Annotated in this window: 25 protein-coding genes; 10 read left to right on the plus strand and 15 right to left on the minus strand. The window is 62.2% G+C overall.

Going from position 1 to position 25,573, the window contains the following annotated elements:
• Positions 1-12: 12 nt before the first annotated feature.
• The 5 genes from F3089_RS13195 to F3089_RS13215 form a co-directional block, all read right to left on the minus strand.
• Entirely contained in the window at positions 13-777 is a 765-nt protein-coding gene (locus F3089_RS13195; protein ID WP_151441258.1) for an SDR family oxidoreductase, read from the minus strand.
• A gap of 201 nt (positions 778-978) precedes the next feature.
• A complete protein-coding gene (locus F3089_RS13200; protein ID WP_151441259.1) occupies positions 979-1,671 on the minus strand; it encodes a histidine phosphatase family protein in 693 nt (230 codons plus the stop codon).
• A gap of 10 nt (positions 1,672-1,681) precedes the next feature.
• Entirely contained in the window at positions 1,682-2,746 is a 1,065-nt protein-coding gene (locus F3089_RS13205; protein ID WP_151441260.1) for a phosphotransferase family protein, read from the minus strand.
• Between the two features lie 11 nt (positions 2,747-2,757).
• Positions 2,758-3,570, minus strand: a complete 813-nt coding sequence (locus F3089_RS13210) for an SDR family oxidoreductase (RefSeq protein ID WP_151441261.1) — start codon at positions 3,568-3,570, stop codon at positions 2,758-2,760.
• 16 nt (positions 3,571-3,586) lie between these two features.
• On the minus strand, positions 3,587-4,792 hold the full coding sequence (locus tag F3089_RS13215) for an acyl-CoA dehydrogenase family protein (RefSeq protein WP_151441262.1): 1,206 nt from the start codon (positions 4,790-4,792) through the stop codon (positions 3,587-3,589).
• A gap of 327 nt (positions 4,793-5,119) precedes the next feature.
• Between F3089_RS13215 and F3089_RS13220 the strand changes: the two genes are divergently transcribed.
• A complete protein-coding gene (locus tag F3089_RS13220) occupies positions 5,120-6,094 on the plus strand; it encodes a LysR family transcriptional regulator (RefSeq protein WP_202405601.1) in 975 nt (324 codons plus the stop codon).
• Here the strand turns inward: F3089_RS13220 and F3089_RS13225 are convergent.
• Complete coding sequence (locus F3089_RS13225; RefSeq protein WP_151441263.1) at positions 6,026-6,364, minus strand: hypothetical protein; 339 nt, start codon at positions 6,362-6,364, stop codon at positions 6,026-6,028. The two genes, F3089_RS13220 and F3089_RS13225, sit on opposite strands and share 69 nt — an antisense overlap.
• An 11-nt stretch (positions 6,365-6,375) precedes the next feature.
• Positions 6,376-7,143, minus strand: coding sequence for an EAL domain-containing protein (locus F3089_RS13230; protein ID WP_192497385.1), 768 nt, complete (start codon positions 7,141-7,143; stop codon positions 6,376-6,378).
• 140 nt (positions 7,144-7,283) lie between these two features.
• Here F3089_RS13230 and F3089_RS13235 point away from each other — a divergent pair, with 140 nt between their 5' ends.
• Complete coding sequence (locus tag F3089_RS13235) at positions 7,284-8,450, plus strand: isocitrate/isopropylmalate dehydrogenase family protein (RefSeq protein WP_151441264.1); 1,167 nt, start codon at positions 7,284-7,286, stop codon at positions 8,448-8,450.
• Positions 8,451-8,462: 12 nt separating this feature from the next.
• On the opposite strand, the gene F3089_RS13240 is transcribed toward F3089_RS13235, so the two are convergent.
• Complete coding sequence (locus F3089_RS13240; protein WP_151441265.1) at positions 8,463-9,449, minus strand: D-2-hydroxyacid dehydrogenase; 987 nt, start codon at positions 9,447-9,449, stop codon at positions 8,463-8,465.
• A gap of 190 nt (positions 9,450-9,639) precedes the next feature.
• On the opposite strand from F3089_RS13240, the gene F3089_RS13245 reads away from it, so the two are divergent.
• Entirely contained in the window at positions 9,640-10,869 is a 1,230-nt protein-coding gene (locus tag F3089_RS13245) for a pyridoxal phosphate-dependent aminotransferase (RefSeq protein ID WP_151441266.1), read from the plus strand.
• A gap of 17 nt (positions 10,870-10,886) precedes the next feature.
• Positions 10,887-11,471, plus strand: coding sequence for a YceB family lipoprotein (locus tag F3089_RS13250; protein ID WP_151441267.1), 585 nt, complete (start codon positions 10,887-10,889; stop codon positions 11,469-11,471).
• Positions 11,472-11,513: 42 nt separating this feature from the next.
• Here F3089_RS13250 and F3089_RS13255 read toward each other — a convergent pair whose 3' ends face one another.
• Both F3089_RS13255 and F3089_RS13260 read right to left on the minus strand, forming a co-directional pair.
• Positions 11,514-11,828 carry a cupin domain-containing protein gene (locus F3089_RS13255; RefSeq protein ID WP_151441268.1) on the minus strand — a complete coding sequence of 105 codons (315 nt, stop codon included), beginning with the start codon at positions 11,826-11,828 and terminating at the stop codon, positions 11,514-11,516.
• Entirely contained in the window at positions 11,828-12,223 is a 396-nt protein-coding gene (locus tag F3089_RS13260; protein ID WP_151441269.1) for an acyl-CoA thioesterase, read from the minus strand. The genes F3089_RS13255 and F3089_RS13260 overlap by 1 nt, the downstream gene beginning before the upstream one ends.
• Before the next feature lie 91 nt (positions 12,224-12,314).
• On the opposite strand from F3089_RS13260, the gene F3089_RS13265 reads away from it, so the two are divergent.
• The 3 genes from F3089_RS13265 (at position 12,315) to F3089_RS13275 (ending at position 14,536) form a co-directional block, all read left to right on the plus strand.
• Positions 12,315-12,812, plus strand: a complete 498-nt coding sequence (locus tag F3089_RS13265; RefSeq protein WP_151441270.1) for a TspO/MBR family protein — start codon at positions 12,315-12,317, stop codon at positions 12,810-12,812.
• 84 nt (positions 12,813-12,896) lie between these two features.
• Positions 12,897-14,090: a multidrug effflux MFS transporter gene (locus F3089_RS13270; RefSeq protein WP_151441271.1), complete on the plus strand. Its 1,194-nt coding sequence runs from the start codon at positions 12,897-12,899 to the stop codon at positions 14,088-14,090.
• Positions 14,087-14,536 carry a YaiI/YqxD family protein gene (locus F3089_RS13275; RefSeq protein ID WP_151441272.1) on the plus strand — a complete coding sequence of 150 codons (450 nt, stop codon included), beginning with the start codon at positions 14,087-14,089 and terminating at the stop codon, positions 14,534-14,536. Before F3089_RS13270 ends, F3089_RS13275 begins: the two co-directional genes overlap by 4 nt.
• Positions 14,537-14,613: 77 nt before the next feature.
• Here the strand turns inward: F3089_RS13275 and acs are convergent, their stop codons facing one another.
• The 3 genes from acs to F3089_RS13290 all read right to left on the minus strand — a co-directional run bounded on the left by acs (position 14,614) and on the right by F3089_RS13290 (position 19,518).
• A complete protein-coding gene (gene acs, locus F3089_RS13280) occupies positions 14,614-16,557 on the minus strand; it encodes an acetate--CoA ligase (protein ID WP_151441273.1) in 1,944 nt (647 codons plus the stop codon).
• Positions 16,558-16,630: 73 nt separating this feature from the next.
• Positions 16,631-18,169, minus strand: a complete 1,539-nt coding sequence (locus F3089_RS13285; protein WP_151441274.1) for a fatty acyl-CoA reductase — start codon at positions 18,167-18,169, stop codon at positions 16,631-16,633.
• A gap of 116 nt (positions 18,170-18,285) precedes the next feature.
• The gene (locus F3089_RS13290; RefSeq protein ID WP_151441275.1) at positions 18,286-19,518 is read right to left on the minus strand and encodes an AAA family ATPase; all 1,233 of its coding nucleotides are present in this window, start codon (positions 19,516-19,518) and stop codon (positions 18,286-18,288) included.
• A gap of 286 nt (positions 19,519-19,804) precedes the next feature.
• On the opposite strand from F3089_RS13290, the gene F3089_RS13295 reads away from it, so the two are divergent.
• The 3 genes from F3089_RS13295 (at position 19,805) to F3089_RS13305 (ending at position 23,923) form a co-directional block, all read left to right on the plus strand.
• Positions 19,805-21,955 carry an EAL domain-containing response regulator gene (locus F3089_RS13295; RefSeq protein ID WP_151441276.1) on the plus strand — a complete coding sequence of 717 codons (2,151 nt, stop codon included), beginning with the start codon at positions 19,805-19,807 and terminating at the stop codon, positions 21,953-21,955.
• Positions 21,956-22,230: 275 nt separating this feature from the next.
• Entirely contained in the window at positions 22,231-22,884 is a 654-nt protein-coding gene (locus F3089_RS13300; protein WP_151441277.1) for a class I SAM-dependent methyltransferase, read from the plus strand.
• Positions 22,885-22,915: 31 nt separating this feature from the next.
• Positions 22,916-23,923: a DUF2156 domain-containing protein gene (locus F3089_RS13305; RefSeq protein WP_151441278.1), complete on the plus strand. Its 1,008-nt coding sequence runs from the start codon at positions 22,916-22,918 to the stop codon at positions 23,921-23,923.
• On the opposite strand, the gene murI is transcribed toward F3089_RS13305, so the two are convergent.
• Positions 23,851-24,714, minus strand: coding sequence for a glutamate racemase (gene murI / locus F3089_RS13310; protein ID WP_151441279.1), 864 nt, complete (start codon positions 24,712-24,714; stop codon positions 23,851-23,853). The two genes, F3089_RS13305 and murI, sit on opposite strands and share 73 nt — an antisense overlap.
• The gene (gene nudC / locus F3089_RS13315) at positions 24,714-25,505 is read right to left on the minus strand and encodes an NAD(+) diphosphatase (RefSeq protein ID WP_151441280.1); all 792 of its coding nucleotides are present in this window, start codon (positions 25,503-25,505) and stop codon (positions 24,714-24,716) included. The genes murI and nudC overlap by 1 nt, the downstream gene beginning before the upstream one ends.
• Positions 25,506-25,573 lie beyond the last annotated feature (68 nt).

The raw sequence follows: 25,573 nt of genomic DNA on the forward strand, positions 1-25,573 counted from the left end.
ATAGGGGAGACGTTACACGGTGAGGTAACCACCATCCACGTTCAGGCAGGTGCCCGTGGTGTAGCTGGCCGCATCCGAGACCAGGTAAAGCACCGCCCCGGCCATTTCGCTCGGCTCCGCAATCCGCTTCTGCGGGATATGCGCCAGTGCCTGCTGCTTGATGGAATCGTTGGTGGTCAGGGCACTGGCGAACTTCGTATCCGTCAGCCCCGGAAGCAGCGCGTTCACACGCACGCCCTTGGTTCCCAGCTCGGTGGCGAACGACTTGGTCATCTGGATCACCGCCGCCTTCGAGATGGAATAGATCCCCTGGTAATGCCCCGGGATCACCCCGTTCACCGACGCCACGTTCACAATGGAACCACCGCCATGCTTCTTCATCAGGTTCACACCCGCGCTGGTCATGAAGAAGTAACCCCGGATGTTCACATCCACCGTCTTGTTGAAGGCCGCCTCATCCGTGTCCTCAATGGGACCGAAGTACGGGTTCGCCGCCGCATTGTTCACCAGGATATCCAGCCGCCCGTAACGCCCTTCAATATCCGCGAAGATGGCCTCAATCTGCTCCATCTCCCCGATATGGCACGCAATGGCCTCAGCCTTGCCACCCTCGTCACGGATCGCCTGCGCCACCGCCTCACAGCCATCAATCTTGCGGCTGGACACAATCACCTGCGCCCCCTGCTTCGCCAGCAGCTTGGCAATTTCCTCGCCGATACCACGGCTGGCACCGGTTACCAGGGCAATGCGGCCCGTCAGGTCAAACAGATCACTCATTTTCCAATTCCTTGTTTTCCAGTTTTCATTCGTTGCGTCATCGTTATGGCCGGTCGAGTGGGAGCGGGGACGGCCAATCGGGAAGCTCTGGAGCCATGGATGGCGGAAGAGCAGCCTACAGGGATGTACTTGTGGCGTTTCCCGATTGGCCGTCCCCGCTCCCACTCCTGCAACACATTCGCAGTCCTGAGATCACGATTCTCATCGATAGGTGACCAACTTCGGGTCTTCCCCTTCGAGATGCCCAAAACTGTTAAAAACAGCCAGCGACCGCCGATCCCCACTGAACAGCACCCGCGACACACTCGCATTCGCCAGCACCTCATTCAGCCGGAACGCCCGCATGTCATCCAGATCCAATAGCGACTGGGCCACCACACTGATCGGCCCACCCGAGGTCACCACGAACACATGCTTCGCATCCCCGGCATCCCGGATCACCTCATCAAGCCCCTGCAGCACACGCTCCCTGAACGCCCGCCAGGACTCCGGATAATCCCCCTCGTTCTCGCCCCCGATCCAGCGCCGGATCGCCTCACTGAACGCATGCTGGAACGCCTTCCGCGGATCCGCCTCTTTCGCCAGCTGCCGGGCCATCTCCTCCGGGTTTCCCCACCCCGGCCGGTACGCCTCCAGCACCGACCGATGGTCAAACTCATTCAGCCCCGGGTGCACCGCCGCCTCCGGCAGCCCATCCCCGAAGCCTTCCGCCATCGCCTCTATGGTCTCGCGATGACGGCGCAACTCACCGCCGAACAGCCGTTCGGGCTGGGTATGCCGGCCAATCCAGCGCCCCAGAACCCGACCCTGCTCCCAGCCACGCTGCGAAAGCCGGTCGTAATCCGACGCACCGAAACTCGCCTGCCCATGACGGATCAGGTGGAGTGTTGCCATCGATCCGCTCCTACAGGCTGCTCTTCTCGATCAACCGCTTGCAGCGCTGCTCCAGGTAATTCGCTGCCTGGCCGAAGCCCGCAAAGCGCTTGTCCTGGGTCTGACCGTGGTAGTAGCGGTAATAGATCTGCTGCACGATGCCCGCCAGGCGGAACAGCCCGTAGACCTCATAGAAGTCGAAGTTGTCCGCATGGAAGCCGGAGCGCTCCATGTAATAGGCCACCACCTCTTCCCGGCTCATCATGCCCGGCCGGTGCGTGGGCTGGCGCCTCAGCATCTGGAAGAACTGGTCGTCGTCCGCCTGCACCCAGTAGGCCAGGCTGTTGCCCAGATCCATCAGCGGATCGCCAAGCGTCGCCATTTCCCAGTCCAGAATGCCGATCACCTCAAAGGGGTTCTCCGGGTTCAGCACGACGTTGTCGAAGCGGAAATCGTTATGGATAACGCAGGTGGCCACATCCTCCGGCATCTTCTCCTGCAACCAGGTCATGACCGGCTCGAAGTCGCTCACATCGTCGGTACGGGCCTTGCGGAAGCGATCACTCCAGCCGTCAATCTGGCGCTTCACATAGCCTGCCCCCTTGCCGATCTGATCCAGACCCGCGGCCTGATAATCCACCCGGTGCAGGTCCACCAGCTTGTCGACCACGTTGCCGCACAGCTTGCGGGTGTCCTGCTCACTGAGCTCGAAACCCTCGGGAAAATCCTGACGCAGGATGACGCCCTTGAGGCGTTCCATCACGTAGAACTCGTCACCGAGCACGTCATGGTCATCGCAGATAGCGATGATATCCGGAACATAGGGGTAGACCGGCTTGAGTGCACGCATGATGCGCGCCTCGCGCAGCATGTCGTGGGCCGATTTGGCCTTGTGACCGAACGGAGGGCGGCGCAGGACGAAGGAGCGCTCGCCGTAGTCGATCTGGTAGGTCAGGTTTGAAGCGCCGCCCGGGTACTGGCGGATCACAGGCTCGCCTTCCAGCTCAGGCAGCTGCTGCTTCATAAAGCGATCCACCGCGGCCGGGTCCAGCGCTTCGCCCTCGCGGGTTTCCGTTGGCTGATCAATCAGGGTCATGGTCGCCTCGCTCAGTTCTTCTGCATCTTTTTCATCCAGCGCTTGCTTTCCATCCCGAGCAGGAAGTCAAAAGCCTTCGGGCTGGCGCGCTTGATGTACCACAGGCGGCGTTCGGTCTTATGCGGCAGTACCCAGAAGCTGCCCTTGCGCACCGCGCGGGCGATGTCTTCCGCCACGTCGTCCGCGGTCACACTGGAACGCTGCATCAGCTTGTTCACGTTGTTCTGGATGCCCGGAATGCTGGAGCGCATGCTCGAGGTCAGGTTTGTCTGGAAAAACGCCGGGCAGACCACACAGACGTTCACGCCGGTGTCGAGGAACTCATGGTTCATGGTCTCGGAAAGCGCGATGACGCCGGCCTTGGAGACGTTGTAGCTGCACATCAGCGGTGCCAGCATCAGCCCCGCCATGGAGGCAATGTTGACGATGGTGCCACTGCCCTGCTCTTTGAGGAGCGGCGTGAACACCTTGCAGCCCCGGACCACACCCATGACGTTGATGTCCAGGATCCACTCCCAGTCCGAGATGGTGGTGTCCTCGATGGAGCCTGCAGAGGCTACACCCGCGTTGTTGACGACCACGTCCACGCCACCCCAGCGCTCCACCAGGGCGTCCTTTGCCTTTTCAAGACTGTTGAGCCGGCGTACGTCGCATTCGAGGAAAAGTCCCTCGCCGCCGGCCTCGTTAATGGCACTTTCGGTTTCCACACCCTGTTCCGGCGTGATGTCGCCAATGCAAACCCGTGCGCCCTGGCGGGCGTAGTTCAGTGCCAGTGCCCGGCCGAGGCCACTGGCCCCGCCGGTGATGAATACCCGTTGGCTCATGCGTTGTCTTCCTTTGTTATCGGTATTTGGCCAGCTCAAGCCTTGCCACCATGGCCCGGTGCACCTCATCCGGCCCATCCGCCAGCCGCAGTGACCGCGCCGCGCCGTACATGGCGGCCAGCTCGTGGTCGTCACTGACGCCACCGCCACCGTGCATCTGGATGGCCTGGTCCACAATGGTACACAGCATCTCCGGAACCACGGCCTTGATCTGTGACACTTCGCTCAGTGCGCCGCCGACACCCTTGGTATCCAGCAGCCAGGCGGTCTTGAGCGTCAGCAGCCGCGCCTGTTCGATGTTCATGCGTGCCCGGGCGATGATGTCCGGATTACCGCCGAGCTTCGACAGCGGCTTACCGAAGGCTTCACGCGAGTTGGCCCGGCGGATCATCTTCTCCAGTGCCCGCTCAGCGGCACCGATGGCCCGCATGCAGTGGTGCACGCGGCCCGGCCCGAGCCGCCCCTGGGCAATCTCGAAACCGGCCCCCGGTGCCTTGATGATGGCACTCTTCGGCAGCCGGACGTTGTCGAAGCTCACTTCGCCGTGACCATGAGGGGCATCCTCATCCCCGAACACCTTCAGCATCCGCTCTACCTTTACACCGGGTGTGTCCTTCGGGACCACCACCATGGAATGGCGCTGGTGACGGTTGGCGTCCGGATCGGTCAGGCCCATGAAGATCAGCACCTGGCAGTTCGGGTGGCCGATACCCGTGCTCCACCACTTGCGCCCGTTCAGCACCACTTCATCGCCCTCGATGGTCGCGGTCGCCTCCATGTTGGTCGCATCCGAGGAGGCGACATCCGGCTCCGTCATGCAGAACGCCGAACGGATCTCGCCCGCCAGAAGCGGCTTGAGCCACCGCTCCTGCTGTTCCTCAGAGCCGTAGTAGTAGAGCACCTCCATGTTGCCGGTATCCGGCGCGTTGCAGTTGAAGACCTCCGGCGCTATGAAGCTGCGCCCGGTCTGCTCCGCGATCACCGCGTAATCGGCGTTGCTCAGCCCGGCGCCCAGGTCACTCTTGGGCAGGAACATGTTCCACAGCCCCTGGGCCTTCGCCTTGGCCTTGAGCTCTTCGATCACCGGCAGCACCACCCAGGGGTTGTCCAGGCTGTGCAGTTCGCGGAAATAATCCGCCTCGATGGGTTCAATCTCGTCTTTCATGAACTGACAGACCCGGTTGTAGAAATCCTGGCCTTTTTCTGAGAGCTCAAAGTCCATGGGGGACCTCCGGCTGCTTTCACAGGTGTCTGAGGGGGTGCTTCGGGGAGGCTTCTGCGGGAAGCTCTGGAGCCATGGATGGCGGAAGAGCAGCCTACATGGGTTTGCGCGCTCAAGCGCAAACGGGTTTACACGGAGGTAAACCCTGGACTTTTCAGCGGAGCAGGACAGCGCAGCTGAAAAGTACTCGTGGCGTTTCCCGCAGAAGCCTCCCCGAAGCACCCCTGCGCGATTGATACTGAAAGTGTAGAAACCTGTACCGGATAAGGCTACTGAATTATCCTCATTGCATGTTATGCAGAATACTAATGCAGAGAGACACCCATCATGATCCCCGGTAACCGCCTAGACCTGAACCTCCTCACCGTGTTCATCACCATTTACCGCGAAGGCAGTCTCACCCGCGCCAGCGAGATCCTGCACCTCACCCAGCCCGCCGTCAGCCACTCCCTGGCACGGCTGCGCGAGCAGTTCGACGATGCCCTTTTCCGCCGCCAGGGCAACCGCATGGTGCCCACGCCCCTCGCCCAGCGCCTGGCCAGTTCCGTGCACCCGGCCCTGAGTGAGATTCACTCCGCCCTGAACGCCTTCCATGAATTCACCCCCGAGCAGCAGCCCAGGGTATTCAACATCGCGCTCAGGGATGTGCTCGAGGCGACCTTTCTGCCGCCGCTGATGCAGGAGATGACGCAGTATCCGGGGATCGAGGTGGTCAGCCAACGGGTGCCCCGACGGGAGATGGAGCAGCAGCTGGCGGCGGGCAAGCTGGATTTCGCGGTGGATGTCCTGCTGCCGGTGAGCGACCAGACCGCCCATGAACGCCTGCATGAGGACCGGCTGGTGGTGGTGGCGCGGCGGGGTTCGGCCATCGCCCGGCAGGGCATGACCCTCGAGCGTTACCTGGCCGCCGGCCATGTGCTGGTCTCATCCCGGGCCGAGGGTCAGGGGCTGGAGGACTTCGCACTCAGTGCACGCGGGCATCGGCGCCGGATCGCACTACGCTGCCAGCATTATTTCGCAGCCTGCCGGGTGGCAGCTGAGACGGACCTGCTGGTGACCATGCCCGAGGCCTATGCGGACATCATCGGCCAGTACCTGGATGTCGCGCTTCTGGAGCCACCCGAAGGCATGCCGGAGGTGGATGTGCACCTCTACTGGCACCGCCAGCACGAACGTGAACCGGCTCTCAATTGGTTCCGGGAACGGCTCCACGCCCTGAAAACGCCCGGGGGATCAGGCGACCAGGGCCAGACCACCGAAGAGCAGACCTCCGGCCACCAGGGTACTCAGGAGAACCACTGAAAAGCCCCAGAGCAGGACCCTGGCTTCACTGATGTGCGGCAGGGTGGCCCGGGCACTGCGGTAGAACGCCACCGTTCCCAGTACCGGCCCGCCCAGGCCCATGAACAGCAGCCCGATCCCGAAACCGGCAAAGGTCCAGATGGCGATCAGGCGAGCGCGCTCGAACACACGCTCCTTCTCACCCATCCGGTCGAGGAAGAATCCGGCGCCCGCCCACATGAGTGCGAAGGTCAGGCCAACCAGAGCCAGTCCGATAACGAAGATAATCACGCGATAGAACACTAATGGTCACTCGGAATATAAGGGGACGGCAGCGTCTCGAACCCCGGTCTGGCCAGCAGATAGCCCTGGAAATAGCGGATCCCCATGCCACGGCACCACTGATACTCGGCCTCAGTCTCGACGCCTTCGGCAATGGTTGCAATACCGAGACGGTCATTCGTCAGCAGGACTCCCTCGATCACCGCCTGTTTGCGTGGATACTGCTCCACATCCCGGATGAGCGACATGTCCAGCTTCAGGTACTCCGGGGTGGTGTCCGTCAGCAGGTTCATCCGGGAATAACCGGCCCCGTAGTCATCCAGGGCAATGTCAAACCCCATCTCTTCATAGGCATCGATGATGCTGATCAGATGATCGGTATCCGCAAGGTTCTCCACTTCCGTGAACTCGAAAACCAGTCGGCTGGTGTCGAAATCATACCTGTTCGCCGCCGCCAGCGTCGTCTGGATGCAGGTCTCCGCCCGGTACACCGCGTTGGGCATGAAATTGATACACAGCTTGGACGTCATGCCCAGCTCCGATGCCAGTTTCACCGCCTTGACCCGGCACGCCTGGTCAAACCGGTACATATTCTTGCGTGTCACCCGCCCGAGAACCTCCCCGGCCCCCTCGCCATTGAGGCCGCGTACCAGCGCCTCGTGGGCCAGAATCCCGCCGGTGTCCGCATCCACAATTGGCTGGAATGCGAAGGAAAAATCAAAGTCCAGGCCAGCACCGCAGGCACAGTGCTCGCAGTGCGACTGGTCAAACAGCTCCTCTTCTTCCATACCCCTTCCCAAAAAAACGCTTCAGACGGTGAAACCGGTATTTACACGGGTTCCTGCTCTGATTTCAGTATAGAACTTGCCACAGATACAAGAGCGCCTACAGTAAAAAATGTCACCCGGCGTCAAATCAGGATCTGACCATGGCCACCTCAAGCAAGCCCACACGCATCGCCGTCACCCCTGGCGACGGTATCGGGCCCGATGTAATCCAGCAGTCCCTGCGTGCTCTGGACCATCTCAGGCAACAATACGATCTCCTGCTCGAATGGGATGTCTTCGAGTGGCCCTCGACAGAGTGGCACCGCCGCAACGGCGACATGATGCCGGCGGACGCCATGACCAGACTGGCCGGCTATGACGCCATTCTCCTGGGGGCTCTGGGTGACCCGGGACCCAGCCGGGACCCTCACCGCTATGTCCTCTCCGACAGTGTCTCTCTCAGCCCGCTGCTGCAGATGCGCAAGGGCTTTGACCAGTGGGTCTGCGAGCGCCCGGCGCACCAGCTCAAGGGCGCCCGGCAGTACCTGGCCGACCCGCGCGCAGCGGATACGGACATGCTGGTCATCCGCGAGAACAGTGAAGGTGAGTACGTCGGCCAGGGTGGACGGCTGCGCCAGGGCCAGCCCGGCGAAATCGCTACCCAGACGGAAATTTTCACCCGCTTCGCCACCGAAAGGATCATCCGCTTTGGCTTTGAACGGGCCCGCAAGCGTGCCGGTGAACGCCATGAAACCGGTAAACCCCGGACCTTCGGGAATCCTGATGGGGAACAGCTGGAAAGCCAGGTCTGTCTGATCACCAAGCGCAACGCCCTGCGCCATTGGGGGGATATGTACACCGAGGTCTTCGCGGAGGTCGCCAAGGACTACCCGGATGTGGCCACCCACCACGAACTGGTGGACGCCGCCTGCATGAAGTTCGTTCAGGCCCCCTGGGCCTTCGACGTCGTGGTTGCCAGCAACCTCCAGGGCGACATCCTGACGGATCTTGCGGCGGTCATCTCCGGGGGGTTGGGCGTGGCGCCTTCATGCAACCTCAACCCGGACGACCGCAGCCAGCCCTCCATGTTCGAGCCCACTCACGGCAGCGCCCCGGATATCGCGGGCCAGAACAGAGCTGACCCGACCGCCATGCTGTTCACAACAGCGCGCATGCTCGACTGGCTGGGAGAGGAGCGGCCGGAACTGGCACGTGCTGGCCACGCACTGTACAGCGCCGTGGCCGCCGACCTGGCGGAACACGGACACGAAGAGCGCACCACTGATGCTGTAGGCGACGCGATCCTGGCACGACTGGGCGGTCAGTGACCGCCCGGAACCTCATCGGTTGGGGACGTACCCGGATGCCTTATCAACCACGTTGAAAAAGTCGCGCCCCGCCACCCAGTTGTCGAGGTTATCGAAGAACTGCTCGGTCAGCGCTTTCTTCCAGCCGATGAAATCACCCGCCATGTGGGCGGTCATGGTCACATTCTCCATGGCCCAGAGCGGGTGATCGGAGGGCAGCGGCTCCTCCTCGAACACATCCAGCCCCGCGCCGGCGATTTCGCCGCTCTGCAGTGCCTCCACCAGTGCCTGGGTATCCACGATGGGCCCGCGACCGATGTTGATCAGCCGGGCCGTCGGCTTCATGGCCTGGAAGGCTTTCGCATCAAACAGTTTCTCCGTTGCCGGCGTCAGCGGCGCGGCAATCACCACGTAATCGGCCAGACCGAGCTGCTCGGGGATCGCGGCATTGTCGTGGACGGCCTCGAAATCGGGGTCATCACTGCGGGCCCGGCGGGCCACACCGTGCGCCTCCATGCCCACGGCCGTCACCAGGCGCCCGATCTGGCGCCCGATTGAGCCCGCCCCCACGACCAGAACACGCGACCCCTGAGCCCGCTCGGTGTCCCGGTGCTGCCATTGGTGGGCCATCTGCAGCCGGATCGAGTGCGGAAAGTCCTTGGCGAACATCAGGATGGTGCAGAGCACGTATTCGGCAATGCTGCGGTCAAAGATGCCCTGGGCATTGGTAACGGTGACCCCACTGTTGACCAGCTCCGGAAACATCAGCGCATCCACCCCGGCACTGGTTGCATGGATCCACTCCAGGCTCTCCGCCGAGGGCCAGGCCTCGCGCAGGGCATCGGTGCGGAAATCGGTCACCATCATGATGCGGGTACCCGGCAGTGTCTGTCGCAGGGTACCGGCATCCCAGGCAAAACGGACCTCGGCCCGTTCGAACAGTGGGTCCAGCCCCGGCGGACGCTCCTCGTCCGGCGCTGTAAGGACGGTGATCACGGGGCGTGTCTCGGTGCTGGCCATGGTGCTCTCCTGCTGATTGGCGTCCTCTCAGGGTAGAGCCTCAATCCACGTAATGCCATGCTCAGGGTGCGCCACACCAGAGTCTCGCTTTACGGGATTACCCTTACCTGTTCTTGCTTTCCACCCCTATCTTGGCCATTGTGGTTGATGTCCGATTGTTTGAACTCATTGATGTATGGGAGAGCGGTTAATGGCTACGTCGGCAGGCAAGGCAGTACCCGAGAGCGCGCCCAAGCGTAAGCTGACCTATCGCAAGACCAAGGCCCGCTGGCATCCCTCGATGCAGGCGATACCGGTGCCGGGCATCCGCCGCATGGTCAACATGGCCGCGGAAATGGATGATGTCATCCATCTGTCCATCGGCCAGCCGGACCTGCCTACCCCCAAGCACGTAACCGACGCTATGGTGGATTCCATCCAGGCGGGCCAGACCGGCTATACCATGGACGCCGGCCTGCCGGAACTGCTGGTGGCGCTGCGTGACTATTACGGAAACCGTTACGGCCGCAAGCTCTCCACCGAGAACATCCTGGTGACCAGCGGAGCAACCGAGGCCATGTACCTGGCGCTCTCAGCCACCGCCGCGCCCGGGCGCCAGTTCCTGGTGGTGGATCCATCATTTCTGCTGTACGCACCGCTCATCCGAATGAACGGTGGCGAGGTGAAGTTCATCCCCACGCGTCCTGAAAACGGCCATCAGCTCGATCCGGACGACATCATCAAGAACATCAGCATGCGTACCTTCGCGGTGGTGCTGAACTCTCCGAACAATCCGACAGGGGCGGTCTACCCCAAGTCCACCATTGAACGGATCGTCGAGGAATGCGCCTTCCGGGGCATCCAGGTCTTCAGTGACGAGGTCTACGACCACCTTGTGCTGGACGACGAGGAGTATTCCAGCGTACTCAGCTGCGGGACGGATCTGGACCACCTGATGTGCATCTCCAGCTTCTCGAAGACCTACAGTATGGCGGGGCTGCGTGTGGGCTGGATCATCTCCAGCCAGGGTGCGATCAAGAAACTGAGGCGCTACCATATGTTCACCACATCGGTGGCGAACACACCAGCCCAGTTCGCCGGCGTGGCAGCCCTGGAGGGCGACCAGCAGAGCGTGCGGGACATGATCGAGATCTACCGCGAGCGGCGGGACCTGATCGTCGATCTGGTGAACCAGACACCGTATCTGACCGGCTATAAGCCCAATGGCGGTTTCTTCATCTTCCCGGACCTGCCGGATCATGTGGACGCCTCGGACCTGTGTCTGCGTATGCTCAAGGAGACCGGTGTCTGCGCGGTTCCCGGCGACGCCTTCGGGGAACACTGCACCAACTCGATCCGGTTCTCGTTCTCCACCACGAGCGAGCGGATCCAGGAAGCCTTTGAGCGCATCATCCCCTGGATGAAGAAACAGAACCTGTGACAGAGATAAGGACTCCGATGAAACGGATTGCCAGAACCGCCCTTCTGGTGCTGCTGCCGGCCTTCGCCGGTGGCTGCGCCAGCTTCTCCCCCTACAGCGTGGATGAGTCCACCGTAGAGAAACACATCAGTGAACGGATCACGGATTTTTCCCGGGATCTCAGCGACCGCGGCCTCCCCGTCACACTGGAACTGACCAGCGCCGATGTGGCCATTGGCCCGGAAGATCGGGATGTGGCAGTGGTCGATTTCGGTGGGCGCGCCGTTCTCCAGGCGCCGAGGATTCCCATTGACCTGAATTTCAGCGTCGAGGGCACGCCGGTCTATGAGGCGGAGGAAAAGGCCATTTACATCCGCAATCTCAAGGTGCTGTCCACCCATGTGGAAGCCGCCGGCAGCGCGTTTGATCTCTCCCCGGTGACCGGGACCCTGTCAGACATTGCCGCGCAGTTCCTTAACGAACGCCCGGTCTACCGGCTGGATGAGGCGGACACTGGCGCCCGGCTCTTCGGTATGATGAACCTGCGTATCGACGTCCAGCCCGGCCGACTGGTTCTGGTGCCCGCCGGCTCCGGGGATGACGTGCAGCGTTCAATCCGGTAGCTGACGCTTCACCAGCCAGGCGAAATACGCGCCCTGCTGTTGTCAGCGGTAGAACACCGCCAGCCAGACCGTCACAGTCTCCGGGTCAGTCCAGCTGACCCGGTGCCTTGAATGGGCGGGGATCGTCAGGTGGTCGCCTTTCTTCAGGTGGATCTCCGGGCCCTGCTCAAACAGCACAGTTCCCGCGCCCTCCAACACCAGGACCCATTCGTGTTCGTCCTGATCGTACCAGCCGTAGTCTGGTGAGGTATGGCCTCTTGAGACGATCCGCTCGATACGGACGTGGCTCGCCTCAAGAATGGATTCAAATGCCTCGCCGTCGAGCGTCTGCGGAAGGGATGACAGCAGATTATCCATCAGGCGTCCACGAGATGCTGATTCAGCTTTTCCCGGATATCGTCGGGGATGGCCAATGCAGTTTCGGTCTCATAATCGAAATGGATCAGAACGGCAACGCCCCGGGCTACCTGAGTGTCACCCTGCCAGGCTTCCTGAACAACATGGAACGAGGAATTGCCGATTTTCCCGATGCCGGTACGGATCGTCACAGGCGTGCCCCAATAGCTCTGGGCTTTGAGATCAACCTCCAGCCGCGCAATGATCAGCGGCCAGTGCTCAAAATCCAGCGAGGAGTGGAAAATCCGGAAAACCGGCATCCGCGCCTGCTCGAACCATACCGGAAAGGCGGTGTTGCTGATGTGGCCCAGCGCATCGGTTTCGTTGAACCGGGGTTCGATTTCATGGTGGAACATCCAGAGTCTCCTTATGGCGGTTGAGCGTCAGAACGCTGACCAGCGTATAGGATTCACAATACCTGTCCACTACAGAAGCCGGGGATCTTACATGGCACGTATTTCAACACGTAAACAGCTGGCCGGTCTGGCAGCCTGGATTGCCCTCATGCTGGCGGTGGCGGTCCTTGGCGCCGTGGCGTCCGTCAACGCCAGCGGGTTCTATCAGTCATTGACCCAGCCCGCCTGGGCACCGCCGGCCGCCTGGTTCGGCCCGGCCTGGACCACGCTCTATACCCTGATGGCGGTCGCAGTCTGGCTCGTCTGGCGTCGCTCGGGTTTCCGCGGCGCGCCCGAGGCACTAACGCTTTTCCTGGTCCAACTGGTCCCCAATGCGCTCTGGAGCTGGCTGTTCTTTGTCTGGCATCTTGGAGCCTGGTCCTTCGCCACTGTTGTGCTGCTCTGGCTGATGATTCTGGCCACCCTGATCAGCTTCCTGCGCGCCCACCGACTGGCGGGCCTGATGCTGCTGCCCTACCTGCTCTGGGTCAGCCTGGCGGTGGCTCTGAACTACACCGTCTGGCAGCTCAACCCGGTGGCTCTGGGCTGACGTCCGTACCTCTACTAATTAGCTCCCTAAGCACTGCTTTCTTACCAGTGCTAGAATGGCCGTTTTGATCCGGAGACCCTTTGCATGCCACAGATGCAGCTGGCCATTCTGCTGGGGATGACCGTAGCCCTGGGCCCCCTGGCACTGGATGCCTACCTGCCCGCGTTTCCAACCATCGCACGGGAGTTCGGCACTGAGAATGCGGACGTGGGACTCACCCTGAGCGCCTACGTTGCGACTCTCGGGCTGGCCCAGCTGGTCGGCGGCCCTCTCTCAGATCGGTATGGCCGGCAGCGCATCCTGTTCAGTGGGTTGGCGTTATTCGCAGGCTCAGCCCTGATGGTTGCCCAGGCCGGCTCCCTGACGGAAATGCTCGCCTGGCGCGCCAGCCAGGGCGTCGGGGGCGCGCTCTGCGCCGTCTCCGTACCAGCACTGGTGCGGGACCAGGCGGAGGGCGCGGATTCAGCGAGGCTGTTCGGGCTCATTGGGCTCATCATGTTCATTGCGCCGGCGGCGGCGCCGTCCCTTGGAACCCTGCTTCTGACGCTCAGCGGCTGGCAAACCATCTTCGTCATGCTCGCGGGCTATGCAGCGCTGCTTGCACTGCTGCTGCACTTTGCGCTGTTCCGGCGGCTCACGCCCAGGCAACGCGATCGTACGCCCGTGCATACACTGGTCACCAACTACCTGCTGGTACTCAGGCATCCTGCCACCATGCGCTTCGTCGCGCTCCAGGCCCTGGCTTTCAGCGCTATGCTGGTGTTCATCACCAACGCCTCCTTCATCTACCAGGAATGGTTCGGCCTCTCCAACACTCTCTTTTCGGCGCTCTTCGCCGCCAACATAGGAGCCATGGCCGTCTTCAGCCTGGTCAATCGACGGCTGCTGCTGCACTTCCAGGGGGTCCTCCTGTTGCGGGTCTATGTGTTCATCCAGGCCACAGCTATCGCACTCCTGGTGGCCTGTGCCCTGGCCAGTGCCCCCTACTGGGCGGTGGCCGCCTGCATCATTGTGGCCACGGGCTGCATGGGAGCCCTGGTTCCCAACAACATGGCGAATGCACTGGAATTCTTCCCGCGGCTGGGCGGCACCGCCTCGGCAATGCTGGGCGCCTCCCAGTTCACCATTGCGGGTCTCATCAGTGCGGGTTCAGCCGCCATCAGCGGCGGCTCACTGGTGCCGATCGTGCTGGTCATGGCAGCCTGTTCAACGGGCTGTGTCCTGCTGGCAGCCAGGGCCCCGGCTGCGGTCAAACGCGCAAAGGAGATGGCGGTATGACGATCTGGGTGGATGCCGACGCCTGCCCCGTGCCCATACGGGAGATTCTCTACCGGGCGGTGAAGCGGACCGGCATGCGGCTGGTCCTGGTGGCCAATCAACCGATTCCTGCTCCTTCACTGCCCAGCATCGAACACATGCAGGTGCGCTCCGGCTATGACGAAGCGGATAATGAGATCGTGCGTCTTATCGAATCCGGCGACCTGTTGATCACCGCCGACATCCCGCTGGCTGCAGAGGCCATGGAGAAGGGCGCAACCGCCCTGAACCCCCGCGGCGAGCTCTACACCCGTGACAGCATCCGCAGCCGCCTGAACATGCGCGACTTCATGGACACCATGCGCGCCAGCGGCATCCAGAGCGGTGGCCCGCCCCCACTTGGTCAGCGTGAGAAGCAGGCCTTCGGCAACCAGCTGGACCGCTGGCTGCAACAACAGAAGACATAACCCTCAGAGGCTGTCCAGCCAACGCTGGAAAACATCCATGGCAAGGGGCTCCAGCTGCGGCAGGTACTGCACTGCATTCAGCGGAAAGCCCGGTACTCCATGAGCTCATCCACCACGCCCGGGTCAGCCAGAGTCGATGTATCGCCCAGATTGTCCGTCTCGTTGGAGGCGATCTTGCGCAGAATACGGCGCATGATCTTACCCGAGCGGGTCTTGGGCAGCCCCGGCGCCCACTGGATCACATCCGGCGTGGCAATGGGGCCGATCCGCTGGCGCACCCACTGCACCAGCTCATCACGCAGCGCATCCGTGGGTTCCTCCCCCTTCATGAGCGTGACGTAAACGTAGATCCCCTCACCCTTGACGTCATGCGGATACCCCACAACCGCCGCCTCGGCCACCTTGTCATGGGCCACCAGAGCACTCTCCACTTCCGCGGTACCCAGCCGGTGGCCGGAGACATTGAGCACGTCATCGACACGGCCGGTGATCCAGTAGTCGCCATCCTCGTCGCGCTTGGCGCCGTCACCGGTGAAGTAAACGCCGTCATAGGTGCTGAAGTAGGTCTTGATGAAGCGTTCATGGTCCCCGAAGATGGTGCGCATCTGGGCGGGCCAGCTGTCCTTGATGACCAGATTGCCGCCTGTGGCGCCCTCCAGTTCATTACCCTCGCTGTCGAAGAGCGCGGGCTGAACCCCGAAGAAGGGACGGGTGGCCGAACCGGGCTTGAGTTCCATCGCCCCGGGCAATGGCCCGATCATCACCCCACCGGTCTCGGTCTGCCACCAGGTGTCCACGATCGGTGCCTGCTCGTTACCGATCACCCGGTAGAACCATTCCCAGGCCTGGGGGTTGATGGGCTCACCGGCGGTTCCCAGCAGTCTCAGGCTGGCCCGGGAGGTTCCATCCATCACATGATCACCGCCCGCCATGAGCGCACGGATGCCCGTGGGGGCGGTATAGAGCGTCGCCACCTGGTGTTTGTCGACGATCCGCCCGAGACGGGATTCATCCGGGTAGGTGGGGATACCCTCATAAAGCAGGGTCGTGGCGCCGTTCGCCAGTGGGCCGTACAGCGTGTAACTGTGCCCGGTGATCCAGCCCACGTCGGCGGTGCACCAGAACACATCCCCCGGGCGGTAGTCGAACACGTACTCGTGGGTGATGCTGGTGTAGACCATGTAGCCCCCGGTGGTGTGGAGCACCCCCTTGGGGGCCCCGGTTGAACCGGAGGTGTAGAGCATGAACAGCGGATCCTCGGCGTTCATCTCCTCGGGCTCACACCAGGGCTCCGCCTCTTCCATAAGGCCGTTGAAATCCACATCACGGCTGTCATGCCACTGCATGGCCCCACCGGTATAACCCAGCACGACGACGCGTTCGACCACATTGGCCGCCGGCTCCTCCAGCGCCTGGTCCACATTGCTCTTGAGGGGAATGCGCCTGCCACCCCGAACGCCCTCGTCCGCGGTGATCACGAAGCGGGAGCCACCGTTGCCGATGCGTGCCGCGAGCGCCTCGGGAGAAAAACCCGCGAAAACCACCGAATGGATGGCGCCGATGCGGGCGCAGGCCAGCATGGCCACAGCGGTTTCCACGATCATGGGCATATAGAGGGTCACCACGTCCCCTTTTTTCACGCCCAGGCCTTTCAGGGCATTGGCAAAGCGGCAGGTCTTTTCGTGCAGTTCGCGGTAGCTCACATAACGGGAGACATCGGGCTCGTCCCCCTCGAAGATGATCGCCGCCTGATCGCCTTTGTCCGCCAGATGGCGGTCCAGGCAGTTGACCGAGGCGTTGAGGGTGCCGTCCTCAAACCAGCGGATACTGAGGTTATTGCGGTCAAAACTGGTGTTCTTGACTTTCGTGTAGGGGCGCATCCAGTCGATGCGCTTACCATGCCTGCCCCAGAAACCATCAGGATCCTCAATGGATTCCCGGTACATGGCTTCGTACTGCTCCCTGTTGATATGGGCGTTCTTCATGGAATCACTGATGGGATAGACACTGTCCGCAGCCATGGCGGTTCTCCTTCGGTGGGGGATACCATGACTGTATGACAGCTGAACGGCGCTTGCCACCAGCGCCGTTCAATCAGGCAACGCGCCGGCGGTTGCGGCGCTGTTTCATCCGGTAGAGTTTGCGTTCCTTCAGGGCATACCCGTTAAGGCCGGCCAGGTGCACACTGCGGATATAGCGGCGCCAGTTGATACGCCGCGCATCCACGGGAAAGAGGCGGCGGTCCTCATCCCCCATCCGCTGCGCCATCTCCAGCAGCCGGTCATTATGGAAGGTGTAGTCCGGGCAGGAATAGAAACCGAAAGTTGTAGCCAGTTTCATGGTCGTCTGGAAATGCTCTACCGTTTTCAGCTCGGCATCACGACCCAGCCACTGAAGCCCCCGGCGGACCGCATTGACCGGAATACCGGCACCCCAGCTGACGGTATTGAACAGGCGCCGGTTCACAGCCAGGAAAGGCAGCTTCGGTTTCTGGTAGAACAGGTGGTCATAGGCCTGATGGTTTTCCCTGGCTTCCGTCATGACATGGTTGATGAACTCATCCAGCCGCAGCGGGTTGGATGAGCCACTGCAGCACTGGTAGATGCGCTGCCGACCCGGCGATTGCAGCTGTTCCGCCAGCGAGAGGATGATGCCATTGGCCACGAGATCCGCCGGGATGACGTCGATCACGCCCCGCCGGCGCCCGGGGAAGAACATGACGTTGCCCCGGGCATAGGCCATGATGACGGCATCCGCCACCTTCACACCCTCGACCCAGCCGGGTACCGGTTCCTCCAGTGTGCTCTCAACAATCGAGGGGCGCAGAATGGTTACCGAGCCACCACGCAGGTTGCGGGCCAGGAGCTGCTCGCCGATCCACTTGGTCAGGGTATAGGTGTCGTTCCAACCAAGACGGTTGGCCTCCCGGATCCCGAGATTGACCAGTTCCTCCTGGAGTTTCTGCCCGCTGTAGCGGCTGCGCAGATCCGCAATACGATCCTGGAGGGTGACGATCAGATCCTCGACACGGCAGGTCCCGTCCGGGTCCCGGGTGATCCCCCGACCGGCGGGTGTGACCAGCTCCTCGTGGCGGTGGCCACGGTTGTAGCCGTTCACGTAGCAGGTGGAAACCTGCACCAGTGGTATGTCCCCGGCCTCCTGCACAAACTCGGTGACATTACGCAGGCTCAGCGCGTTGATCGCCAGGGCCTGGTCCAGCGGCTCACGGAAGTCCACGCTCGCAGCCACATTGATGACACCGTCGGTTTCCGCCGCCAGTTCCTGGAAGCGGGCGCGGGTCATGCCAAAGCAGGGTTCCGTAATCTCGCCGGTCACGCACTGGATCCGGCTGTCCAGAAAGGTATCCAGCCGCTCCGGCTCGTCCACACGCAGCCGGTCAAAGACGGAGGCGGTCGCCACTTCGTTTGCAAACCGTTCGCTGGCGGTGCCATGACGCCGATTGCCGCGTATCAGCAGCGTTATGCCACCGATGTCCGGCACCGCACGGATCAGTTTCTCCAGCACCACCTTGCCGACGAACCCCGTCACACCCGTGATCAGTACCCGTTTGCCCTGGAGTTCACCGAGCACACTGGACTCACTGGCTGCGGCATTGGCCTGTTCCGATTCCATGGTCACCTCCCTGAAAGTGAGTCTCGGGGTTGCGGTCAAGACCTGAGTGTAACATTGAGCAGGATCTGATCACCCCCTGAAACGTGATCGCTTTCCCGCAATCAGTAAAGGGATGGTTACCCCGGACCAGAGTCTTCCGTAGCCGGCTCTCCCGAGGCGTCCGCCCCGGCGCCCAGCGCCCTGCCCTCCTCCGGCCGCAGCCCCTCTGGCGGAGCCACAACCCGCGCCAGCTGCCGGAAATGTTCGGAGGCGGCCCGCCGCACCGTGACCGGAGCTTCTTCCCAGTTCATCGCCGCCAGGCCCGTCTGGAGCGCTTCCACCGCATCCTCGTCTACGGACTCCCCGAGGGTCTCGAGTATCCCGGTAATCAGACGGTACCGGCTCAGCGGATCGCCCTGGGAACGGTGCAGGCGCTCACCCAGTGAGGCAAGCCATTCACGGTTACTGCCAGTCGCCACCGCCTTCTGTGGCTGCTGTTCACTGCGCTGCTGGTGGCGCCGGCGGACCAGCCGTCCCCAATACCGGGCAAACCCATTGGCCGGCGCGACGCCCTGGGAGCAGCGCACCGCCAGCATGTCGGCCAGAGTCCAGAACTGGCGGCAGGAAGGGTCACTGTCATCCATCATCGCGACGGGACGCTGGGTGCTGATGGACTGGGCTATGGTCTCGTCCCGCCAGATGGCGCCCAGATAGTGCAGCTGGACGCCGATATACCGGGAGACAGCGGTCGAAAAACGGCGGTAGACGGTCTGTGCCTCGGTAGCTCCCCGTGCCATGTTGACGATGACACTGGGCGTGCGCCGGTATCCCTTGCGGTGAAGCACCTTGACCAGGGAGAACGCATCGGTGAGAGACGTCGGATCCGGCGTGATCACAAGCGTCGCCAGATGGGAGGCGGCGACCATGTGCAGCGCGGGAGTGCTCAGGCCAGCAGCGGTATCGATGATGACACGGTCATAGCCCTGCTCAAGCGTCCTGAGCTGCGCCAGGAAATCTTCGCGCCGTGCGCTGTCCAGCTCCAGGCACCCCGGCACCCCGGATGCTCCTGGCAGCAGATCCAGATTCTCGGTGACCGGTAGCAGCACCTCATCCAGGGTCCGCTCCCCCAGCACCACGTGCTCCAGCGTCATGCCGGGATAGACCCCCAGCATCACGTTCACGTTGGCGAGTTCCACATCGCCGTCCAGAAGCAGCGTACGATAGCCCTGGCGCGCCAGGACCAGAGCCAGGTTGAGAGCCACCTGGGTCTTGCCCACACCACCCTTGCCCCCGGTGATCGCGAGGGTGAGCGGGACCCGGGAACCGGATTCCGGGCGGTCAACTGCGCTGGAGCTGTTGTTATGATTCATTCTGACACCGCAGATACTGCCAACCGCATCGGATCATTGTACGCCGGCTGACCAGTCCGGGACAGTCCCGCCCCGCACTGAAGCAGGGGCACAACCAGACTGTTCGGCGTGTTTGTTGGAGTGCATGCTGAACTGACAGCTACAAATCTTTCATTTCCCGGACAAATGGATTAGGCTTCCTAGCATAAAAAGTGAGACTGGGTTCAAAGTTTCGGAGAGGCAGGGCGCACAATCGTCCATTACCGGCTAGACTTGAACCCTGAATCCGATCGGGCCGTCTTCCGTCATGGATCCAGATAATAACGATAACAAGGTTGAAACAGCCGGGACGCCTCTGCTCATCGTCGATGACGACACAGCGGTCTGCAGCAGCCTCCATAACCTGCTCGCACACCAGGGCTACCACCCGGAGACCGCCTTCAACGGCAATGATGCCTGCCAGAAACTCGGCAGGGGCCGGTATGAGCTTGTACTGCTGGATCTCCGCCTGCCGGATATCAGCGGGCATGAGGTCATGGCGTTTCTGGACCGTCGCGGCATCGATAGCGCCGTGGTGGTCATCAGCGGCGACACCTCCTTCAATGCCATCAGCCGAGCCCTGCGGCGCGGTGCCTATGACTATCTACGCAAGCCCTACGACAGTGAGGAACTGACCGCAACTGTCGAAAGCGTGCTGGAGACGCGGCAGCTGGAACAGTGTCACCAGGAGGCTCAGACACAGCTGCGCCAGTCCGAGCAGCTGCACCGCTGCATCGTGAACAGTTCCCCGGACATCGTGTTCATCCTGGACCGCAACGGCCACTTCCGGTTCCTCAACAGCAAGGTGGAATCCCTGCTCGGCTACCGCCCAGAAGACCTTGAAGGCCGGCATATCCGCCACCTGATCGAAGAGCAGGATGTGGGCCGGGTGGACTGGGCCTTCCGGGACCCCACCATCAGCGCCGACAACCCGCGGACCATCGAGCTCAGACTCAAATCCCGTGGCAGTGCGCGAGGCAACCGGCATTTCGAGATCACCGCGTTCCCCATGGAGGACGAATCCGGCGCCCCCGGTGAGGCCGCCTTCCAGATCTACGGAACGGCCCGCGACATCACCGAACGCAAGGAAGCCGAGGCCTTCATCAACTTCCAGGCCTATCACGACCTGCTCACCCGGTTGCCCAACCGGGCCCTGTTCAAGGACCGTCTGGGCCTGAGCATTTCCCAGGCGGAGCGCAACAACCAGAAGCTGGCGGTCATGTTCATCGATCTGGACCGCTTCAAGGTGGTGAATGACAGCCTCGGCCATGCCATGGGCGACCGGCTGCTGCAGGCCGTGACGCAGCGCCTTGAGGGCTGCCTGCGCCAGGGGGACACCCTGTCACGCTTTGGCGGCGACGAATTCACCCTGCTGCTGCCCGAGATCCGGCACGCCGACGACGCCCGCACCATCGCCCGCAAGCTGATGGAGGCGCTCAGGAGCCCGTTCAAGCTCGGTGAGCACGAAGTCTATGTAGGCGTCAGCATCGGCATTGCCCTCTACCCCGAGTCAGGAAGCAAGCTTGAGGAACTGATCCAGCAGGCGGATGTGGCCATGTACCACGTCAAGGGCCGGGGCAAGGATGGCTACCAGTTCTTCTCGGAATCCATGAGCGTGAACACCACCCACCGCCTCGGTATGGAGCGCGACCTGCGTCGCGCCCTCCAGGCGGGTGAACTGCGGGTCTTCTACCAGCCCCAGATCTGCCTGCGCACCGGGCTCTGTCGCGGACTTGAGGCTCTGGTACGCTGGCAGCATCCCACGCGTGGCCTGCTGCAGCCGGGGGAATTCCTGCCACTGGCCGAGGAGACCCGCCTGATCGGTGATCTCAGTGAATGGGTTCTGGCCACGGCCTGCCGCGAGATGGGTTCATGGCTGAAGAATACGGAAGAGGATGTCCGGCTGTCGGTCAACTTCTCCCCCATGCAGGTGGAGCATCCTCGATTTGTGGATCTTCTACTCCAGAGGCTGGAGCACTATGACCTGCCTCCCGAGCGCCTGGAGATCGAGATCACCGAGAACATGATCATCAGCGATCTGGAGCAGATCAGCCTCAAGCTGGACCAGCTCTCAAGCTACGGCATCCGGATCGCTATCGATGATTTCGGTACTGGCTATTCCTCCCTCAACTACCTCCACCGGTTGCCGATCCACACGCTCAAGGTGGATCAGAGCTTCGTGCGCAGCATCCGTCACGGCGAGGAAGGCGCCTGCATTGTCAACGCCATTACCGCCATGGCCCGCGGACTCCAGCTCGATATCGTGGCCGAGGGTGTGGAAACCCGGGACCAGCTCGCCTACCTGCGCGAACTCGGCTGCGACAGTGTCCAGGGCCATTACTTCAGTGAGGCCCGGCCCAGGGACGAACTCGCACTCTCGGACGCCTCACCGGAACCGGTGTACTACAGCGTTATCTGACCGGCACACGACCTTTCCCTTACCCGACGACGGCTATCCGGCCCCGGCCTTCCGGAACAATCAATGCCGGAAACATCAGAACTTCGCGCCCAGTTGTCGAACGATCAGATCAGATATCTGATTCAAGTTGCATTTTTTGGTTTTTTCGTTAACTCGTGCAACCGGAAACTGCGGTCTGTTCCACAGAGACCCTGGCCGGATGTGTATAGCATGGTTCCTGAATCCGGTGGCCGGAACGGCCTCCAAAACCCCATTCAGGACTGGCAGTGCGGACCATGCAGGACAAATACAGAATCGTCGGCCCCGTTTATGATTTCCTGAGCAGCGTCTACAGCGGCAGGAGCATCGATGAGTGCAAGACGGCCATGCTCCATTCCGGGAATGTCAGTCCCGGGGATCGTGTCCTCGTAGCCGGTGTTGGCCACGGCCGGGACGCCCTGCACGCGGCCGAACTCGGCGCCGACGTTACGGTTGTGGATGTATCGGAAACCATGCTCAACAGGTTCCGGGAACTGCTGGCCAGAGAGGCGCCCCACCTCCATGTCCGGACGGTCCACGACGACATCATGAAGGTCACCGAGTACGAACAGTACGATATGGTGGTCGCCAATTTCTTCCTGAATGTGTTCGACCGCCCGACCATGATCGAGGTCCTGCGCCACCTGGTCAGTCTCGGCAAACCCCGGGCCCAGCTGGTGGTGGGGGATTTCATCTACCCCAGCGGCAACCCCCTGGCCCGCCTGTTCAAGAAAGGCTACTGGTACATCGCCGCCTGTTTCTTCTGGCTGTTCACCGACAACGCCTTTCACGGCATCTACAACTACCCGGCCTATCTGGAAAGTCTGGGCCTGGAAATCCGCGACAAGAAACGCTTCTCACTGCTGAACATCCATTGCTACTGGTCAATTCTTGCCGAGAAGCGCGGCTGAGGAAGCACGTATAACAATAAGGAGTCCAGCCATGACGCAGCAGACCCTGGTGCTCGACGGATTCCGGGACATCCCGGAAGGTCCCATAAGCTTCTCCGAGCGGGTGGCACTGCTCAAGCAGTACGGCTCCCACTCGCAGTCGTTCTCGACACTGCAGCCCGGCATGCACTACTTCGATGTGCCCGGTGTTGGCTACATCGGCTACATGAAGAAATGGGGGCTGAACTTCGTGCTCTCGGATCCGGTCTGTGCTCCGGAAGACCGGGAGCTGATGCTTTCACGGTTTGAGCGCCGGGTTTCGAACGTCTGCTACGTACAGGTCTCTCGCCCGGTTATGGAAGTCCTGCACGAGCGCTTCGGTTATTACGGTACGCAGTTTGGTGCGGAATCGCGGGTGGACCTGAGCCAGTGGTCGCTCAAGGGCAAGAAGAAACAGGTCATCCGCACCGCCCTCAATCAGGCGAGGGAAGCCGGCATCACCGTCCAGGAACGGTTCAGTGATGACCATACCCGCGAAATCTCGGACGCCTGGATCCGCACCCGCCAGTGCAAGCGCCAGGAGATCCGCTTCCTGATCCGGCCCATGGACATGGAGTACCGGGAGAACGAACGCCACTTCTATGCCTATCAGGACGGTAAGGCCGTTGGGTTCATCTACTTCGACCCGGTCTACGAGCGCAATGAGATCGTCAGCTACGTCCCGAACATCTCGCGGGCCAATGCCAATTTCCGGCAGGGGATTTTCTACACCATCATGGCGCACGCCATGGAAACCTTCCAGGCGGAAGGTGTGCCACGTCTCGATCTGGGTCTGATCCCCCTGCACCTATCCGAGGAAACGGAACCGCAGGAAAGCCGCATTCTCAAGAGTCTCTGCCGGGGCGTGTACAGGCACGGCAACCGCTTCTACAACTTCAGGGGACTGGAGTTCACGAAGTCACGGTTCCGTGGCGAGATCGAGAGAACCTACTGCTGCCACAAGCCCGCGCTGCCGATGCTGGAGTTTCTGGCGGTATTCAGGTTGACGCGGCTGATCTGAGGGCCGCCCCCGCGGGTGCCGGGCTGGCTTACTTCCAGCCAGTGCCGGAGCCCCGCCGGGGGTTCCGCGGTGAACAGGAAAGTGCTGCTCCCCTGTCCGGTGCCGGTTCCATCGCCTGTAGTCTCATCCAGAAGCTGAACGACCCGTCGGGCAATGGCATCCCCGGAATCCACCCAATGCCTCACGCCCGGCATGGCCCGCGCCAGTGCCTCCCGGATCAGGGGGAAATGCGTGCACCCGAGCACCACCGTATCTGGATCGCCAGCCGCCAGGGGCTGCAGTATGGCGCGGACCTGTTCATCGTCCACCCACCCCTGCGCCAGCCCCATTTCCGCAATCCGGACCAGCTCGGAACTGCCCAGCCTCAGCACCGTGCAATCCGCGGCGTATTCATCAATCAGCGACGCCAGATAGGGCCGATCCACGGTGGCCGGCGTTGCCAGAACCCCCAGCCGCCGGTTGCGGCTCAGTGCTGCGGCGGGTTTGATGGCCGGCACAACACCAACCACCGGCAGGCGAAGCCGGGAGCGCAGCATGGGCAGCACGACGGTGCTGGCGGTATTACAGGCCACTACCACCAGAGCACAGGGCCACCGGGCCAGTGCCTTCTCCACCAGAGCCACACAGCGTGCCACCACCTCATGCTCCGGCAGATCCCCATAGGGGAAGCCGGCATTGTCTCCGGCATAGACCATGTCCGCATCAGGCAGCCGGAGACGGATCGCATCCGCGATACTGAGCCCGCCGATGCCGCTGTCAAACAGCAGGATCCGGGGACAGCTCTGGTGCATCAGGCACGCCCCTGGCTGAAGGCCTGTATCAACCGCCCGGCAATGGTCCAATCTCCCGGAACCCTGGGCAGCGAATCCCGGTGGAACCACTCCAGTGCCACCAGCTCATCCTCGGCGCGACGTAATGGGCCGCCTGCGAACCGGGCGCTGTAACCGAGCATCAGCTGATGGGGAAACGGCCAGCTTTCGGAACCGTGATAGCGGACGTCCGCCAGCTGAACGCCGGTCTCCTCGTGGACCTCCCGTGCTACCGCCGCTTCAGCTGACTCTCCCGGCTCGATGAAACCGGCAATCAGGGTCCACAGGTCCGGTGGGTGGCGGGGGCTGCGACCAAGCAGCAGCCAGTCCCCGTCGTGGACAGCCACGATCACGCAGGGCGAGACCCGCGGGTAGTGGCGGTGATCACAGTGAGCACAGTAGAGCGTGTATTCGTGCTCATACCACTGGGTGGGCCCCCCGCAGCGGCCACAGAAGGCATGATCCCGCACCCACTGGAGCCGCTGCCGGGCCGCGCCGAGGGCAGCCCGCTCGGCCGGCGAGGCGTTGGGATAGACCGAACGCAGACTCTGCCCCTCAACGCCGCTGGCACGCGCCACGTACAGCCGGTCCCGGCCCAGACAGCCCACGGGCAGCAGCTCCCCGACACTGTCTGGAAGCGCAGTAGTACTGTGGAAGAGCCCCCCTTCCGCAGCAGGATAGAGGTCCAGCCCGTCACTGAAAACGGCCACGCGCTCACGTTCCGGAGTGGCAACCGCCCAGGGATCGGCAACGAAGTCGGTCAGAGTGTCCATGCAGGGCACTATAATCAGCCCCTGCCATGGCGGCAAGCAACGGGACTTTGCCGACTGCCCCGCGAGGC

It is taken from the genome of Halospina sp. K52047b (genome assembly GCF_008709855.1).
In the GTDB taxonomy this organism is placed as follows: Bacteria; Pseudomonadota; Gammaproteobacteria; order Pseudomonadales; family Oleiphilaceae; genus Halospina; species Halospina utahensis_B.

Coding starts and splice junctions, on each gene's coding strand:
- F3089_RS13270 (WP_151441271.1), top strand. CDS start 12,897: ATGCCACAGATGCAGCTGGCCATTCTGCTGGGGATGACCGTAGCCCTG.
- F3089_RS13250 (WP_151441267.1), top strand. CDS start 10,887: ATGAAACGGATTGCCAGAACCGCCCTTCTGGTGCTGCTGCCGGCCTTC.
- F3089_RS13275 (WP_151441272.1), top strand. CDS start 14,087: ATGACGATCTGGGTGGATGCCGACGCCTGCCCCGTGCCCATACGGGAG.
- acs (WP_151441273.1), bottom strand. CDS start 16,557: ATGGCTGCGGACAGTGTCTATCCCATCAGTGATTCCATGAAGAACGCC.
- F3089_RS13195 (WP_151441258.1), bottom strand. CDS start 777: ATGAGTGATCTGTTTGACCTGACGGGCCGCATTGCCCTGGTAACCGGT.
- F3089_RS13215 (WP_151441262.1), bottom strand. CDS start 4,792: ATGGACTTTGAGCTCTCAGAAAAAGGCCAGGATTTCTACAACCGGGTC.
- F3089_RS13220 (WP_202405601.1), top strand. CDS start 5,120: ATGATCCCCGGTAACCGCCTAGACCTGAACCTCCTCACCGTGTTCATC.
- F3089_RS13235 (WP_151441264.1), top strand. CDS start 7,284: ATGGCCACCTCAAGCAAGCCCACACGCATCGCCGTCACCCCTGGCGAC.
- F3089_RS13260 (WP_151441269.1), bottom strand. CDS start 12,223: ATGTTCCACCATGAAATCGAACCCCGGTTCAACGAAACCGATGCGCTG.
- F3089_RS13255 (WP_151441268.1), bottom strand. CDS start 11,828: ATGGATAATCTGCTGTCATCCCTTCCGCAGACGCTCGACGGCGAGGCA.
- F3089_RS13210 (WP_151441261.1), bottom strand. CDS start 3,570: ATGAGCCAACGGGTATTCATCACCGGCGGGGCCAGTGGCCTCGGCCGG.
- F3089_RS13285 (WP_151441274.1), bottom strand. CDS start 18,169: ATGGAATCGGAACAGGCCAATGCCGCAGCCAGTGAGTCCAGTGTGCTC.
- F3089_RS13305 (WP_151441278.1), top strand. CDS start 22,916: ATGACGCAGCAGACCCTGGTGCTCGACGGATTCCGGGACATCCCGGAA.
- F3089_RS13205 (WP_151441260.1), bottom strand. CDS start 2,746: ATGACCCTGATTGATCAGCCAACGGAAACCCGCGAGGGCGAAGCGCTG.
- F3089_RS13240 (WP_151441265.1), bottom strand. CDS start 9,449: ATGGCCAGCACCGAGACACGCCCCGTGATCACCGTCCTTACAGCGCCG.
- F3089_RS13290 (WP_151441275.1), bottom strand. CDS start 19,518: ATGAATCATAACAACAGCTCCAGCGCAGTTGACCGCCCGGAATCCGGT.
- F3089_RS13245 (WP_151441266.1), top strand. CDS start 9,640: ATGGCTACGTCGGCAGGCAAGGCAGTACCCGAGAGCGCGCCCAAGCGT.
- F3089_RS13230 (WP_192497385.1), bottom strand. CDS start 7,143: ATGGAAGAAGAGGAGCTGTTTGACCAGTCGCACTGCGAGCACTGTGCC.
- F3089_RS13295 (WP_151441276.1), top strand. CDS start 19,805: ATGGATCCAGATAATAACGATAACAAGGTTGAAACAGCCGGGACGCCT.
- F3089_RS13265 (WP_151441270.1), top strand. CDS start 12,315: ATGGCACGTATTTCAACACGTAAACAGCTGGCCGGTCTGGCAGCCTGG.
- murI (WP_151441279.1), bottom strand. CDS start 24,714: ATGCACCAGAGCTGTCCCCGGATCCTGCTGTTTGACAGCGGCATCGGC.
- F3089_RS13300 (WP_151441277.1), top strand. CDS start 22,231: ATGCAGGACAAATACAGAATCGTCGGCCCCGTTTATGATTTCCTGAGC.
- nudC (WP_151441280.1), bottom strand. CDS start 25,505: ATGGACACTCTGACCGACTTCGTTGCCGATCCCTGGGCGGTTGCCACT.
- F3089_RS13200 (WP_151441259.1), bottom strand. CDS start 1,671: ATGGCAACACTCCACCTGATCCGTCATGGGCAGGCGAGTTTCGGTGCG.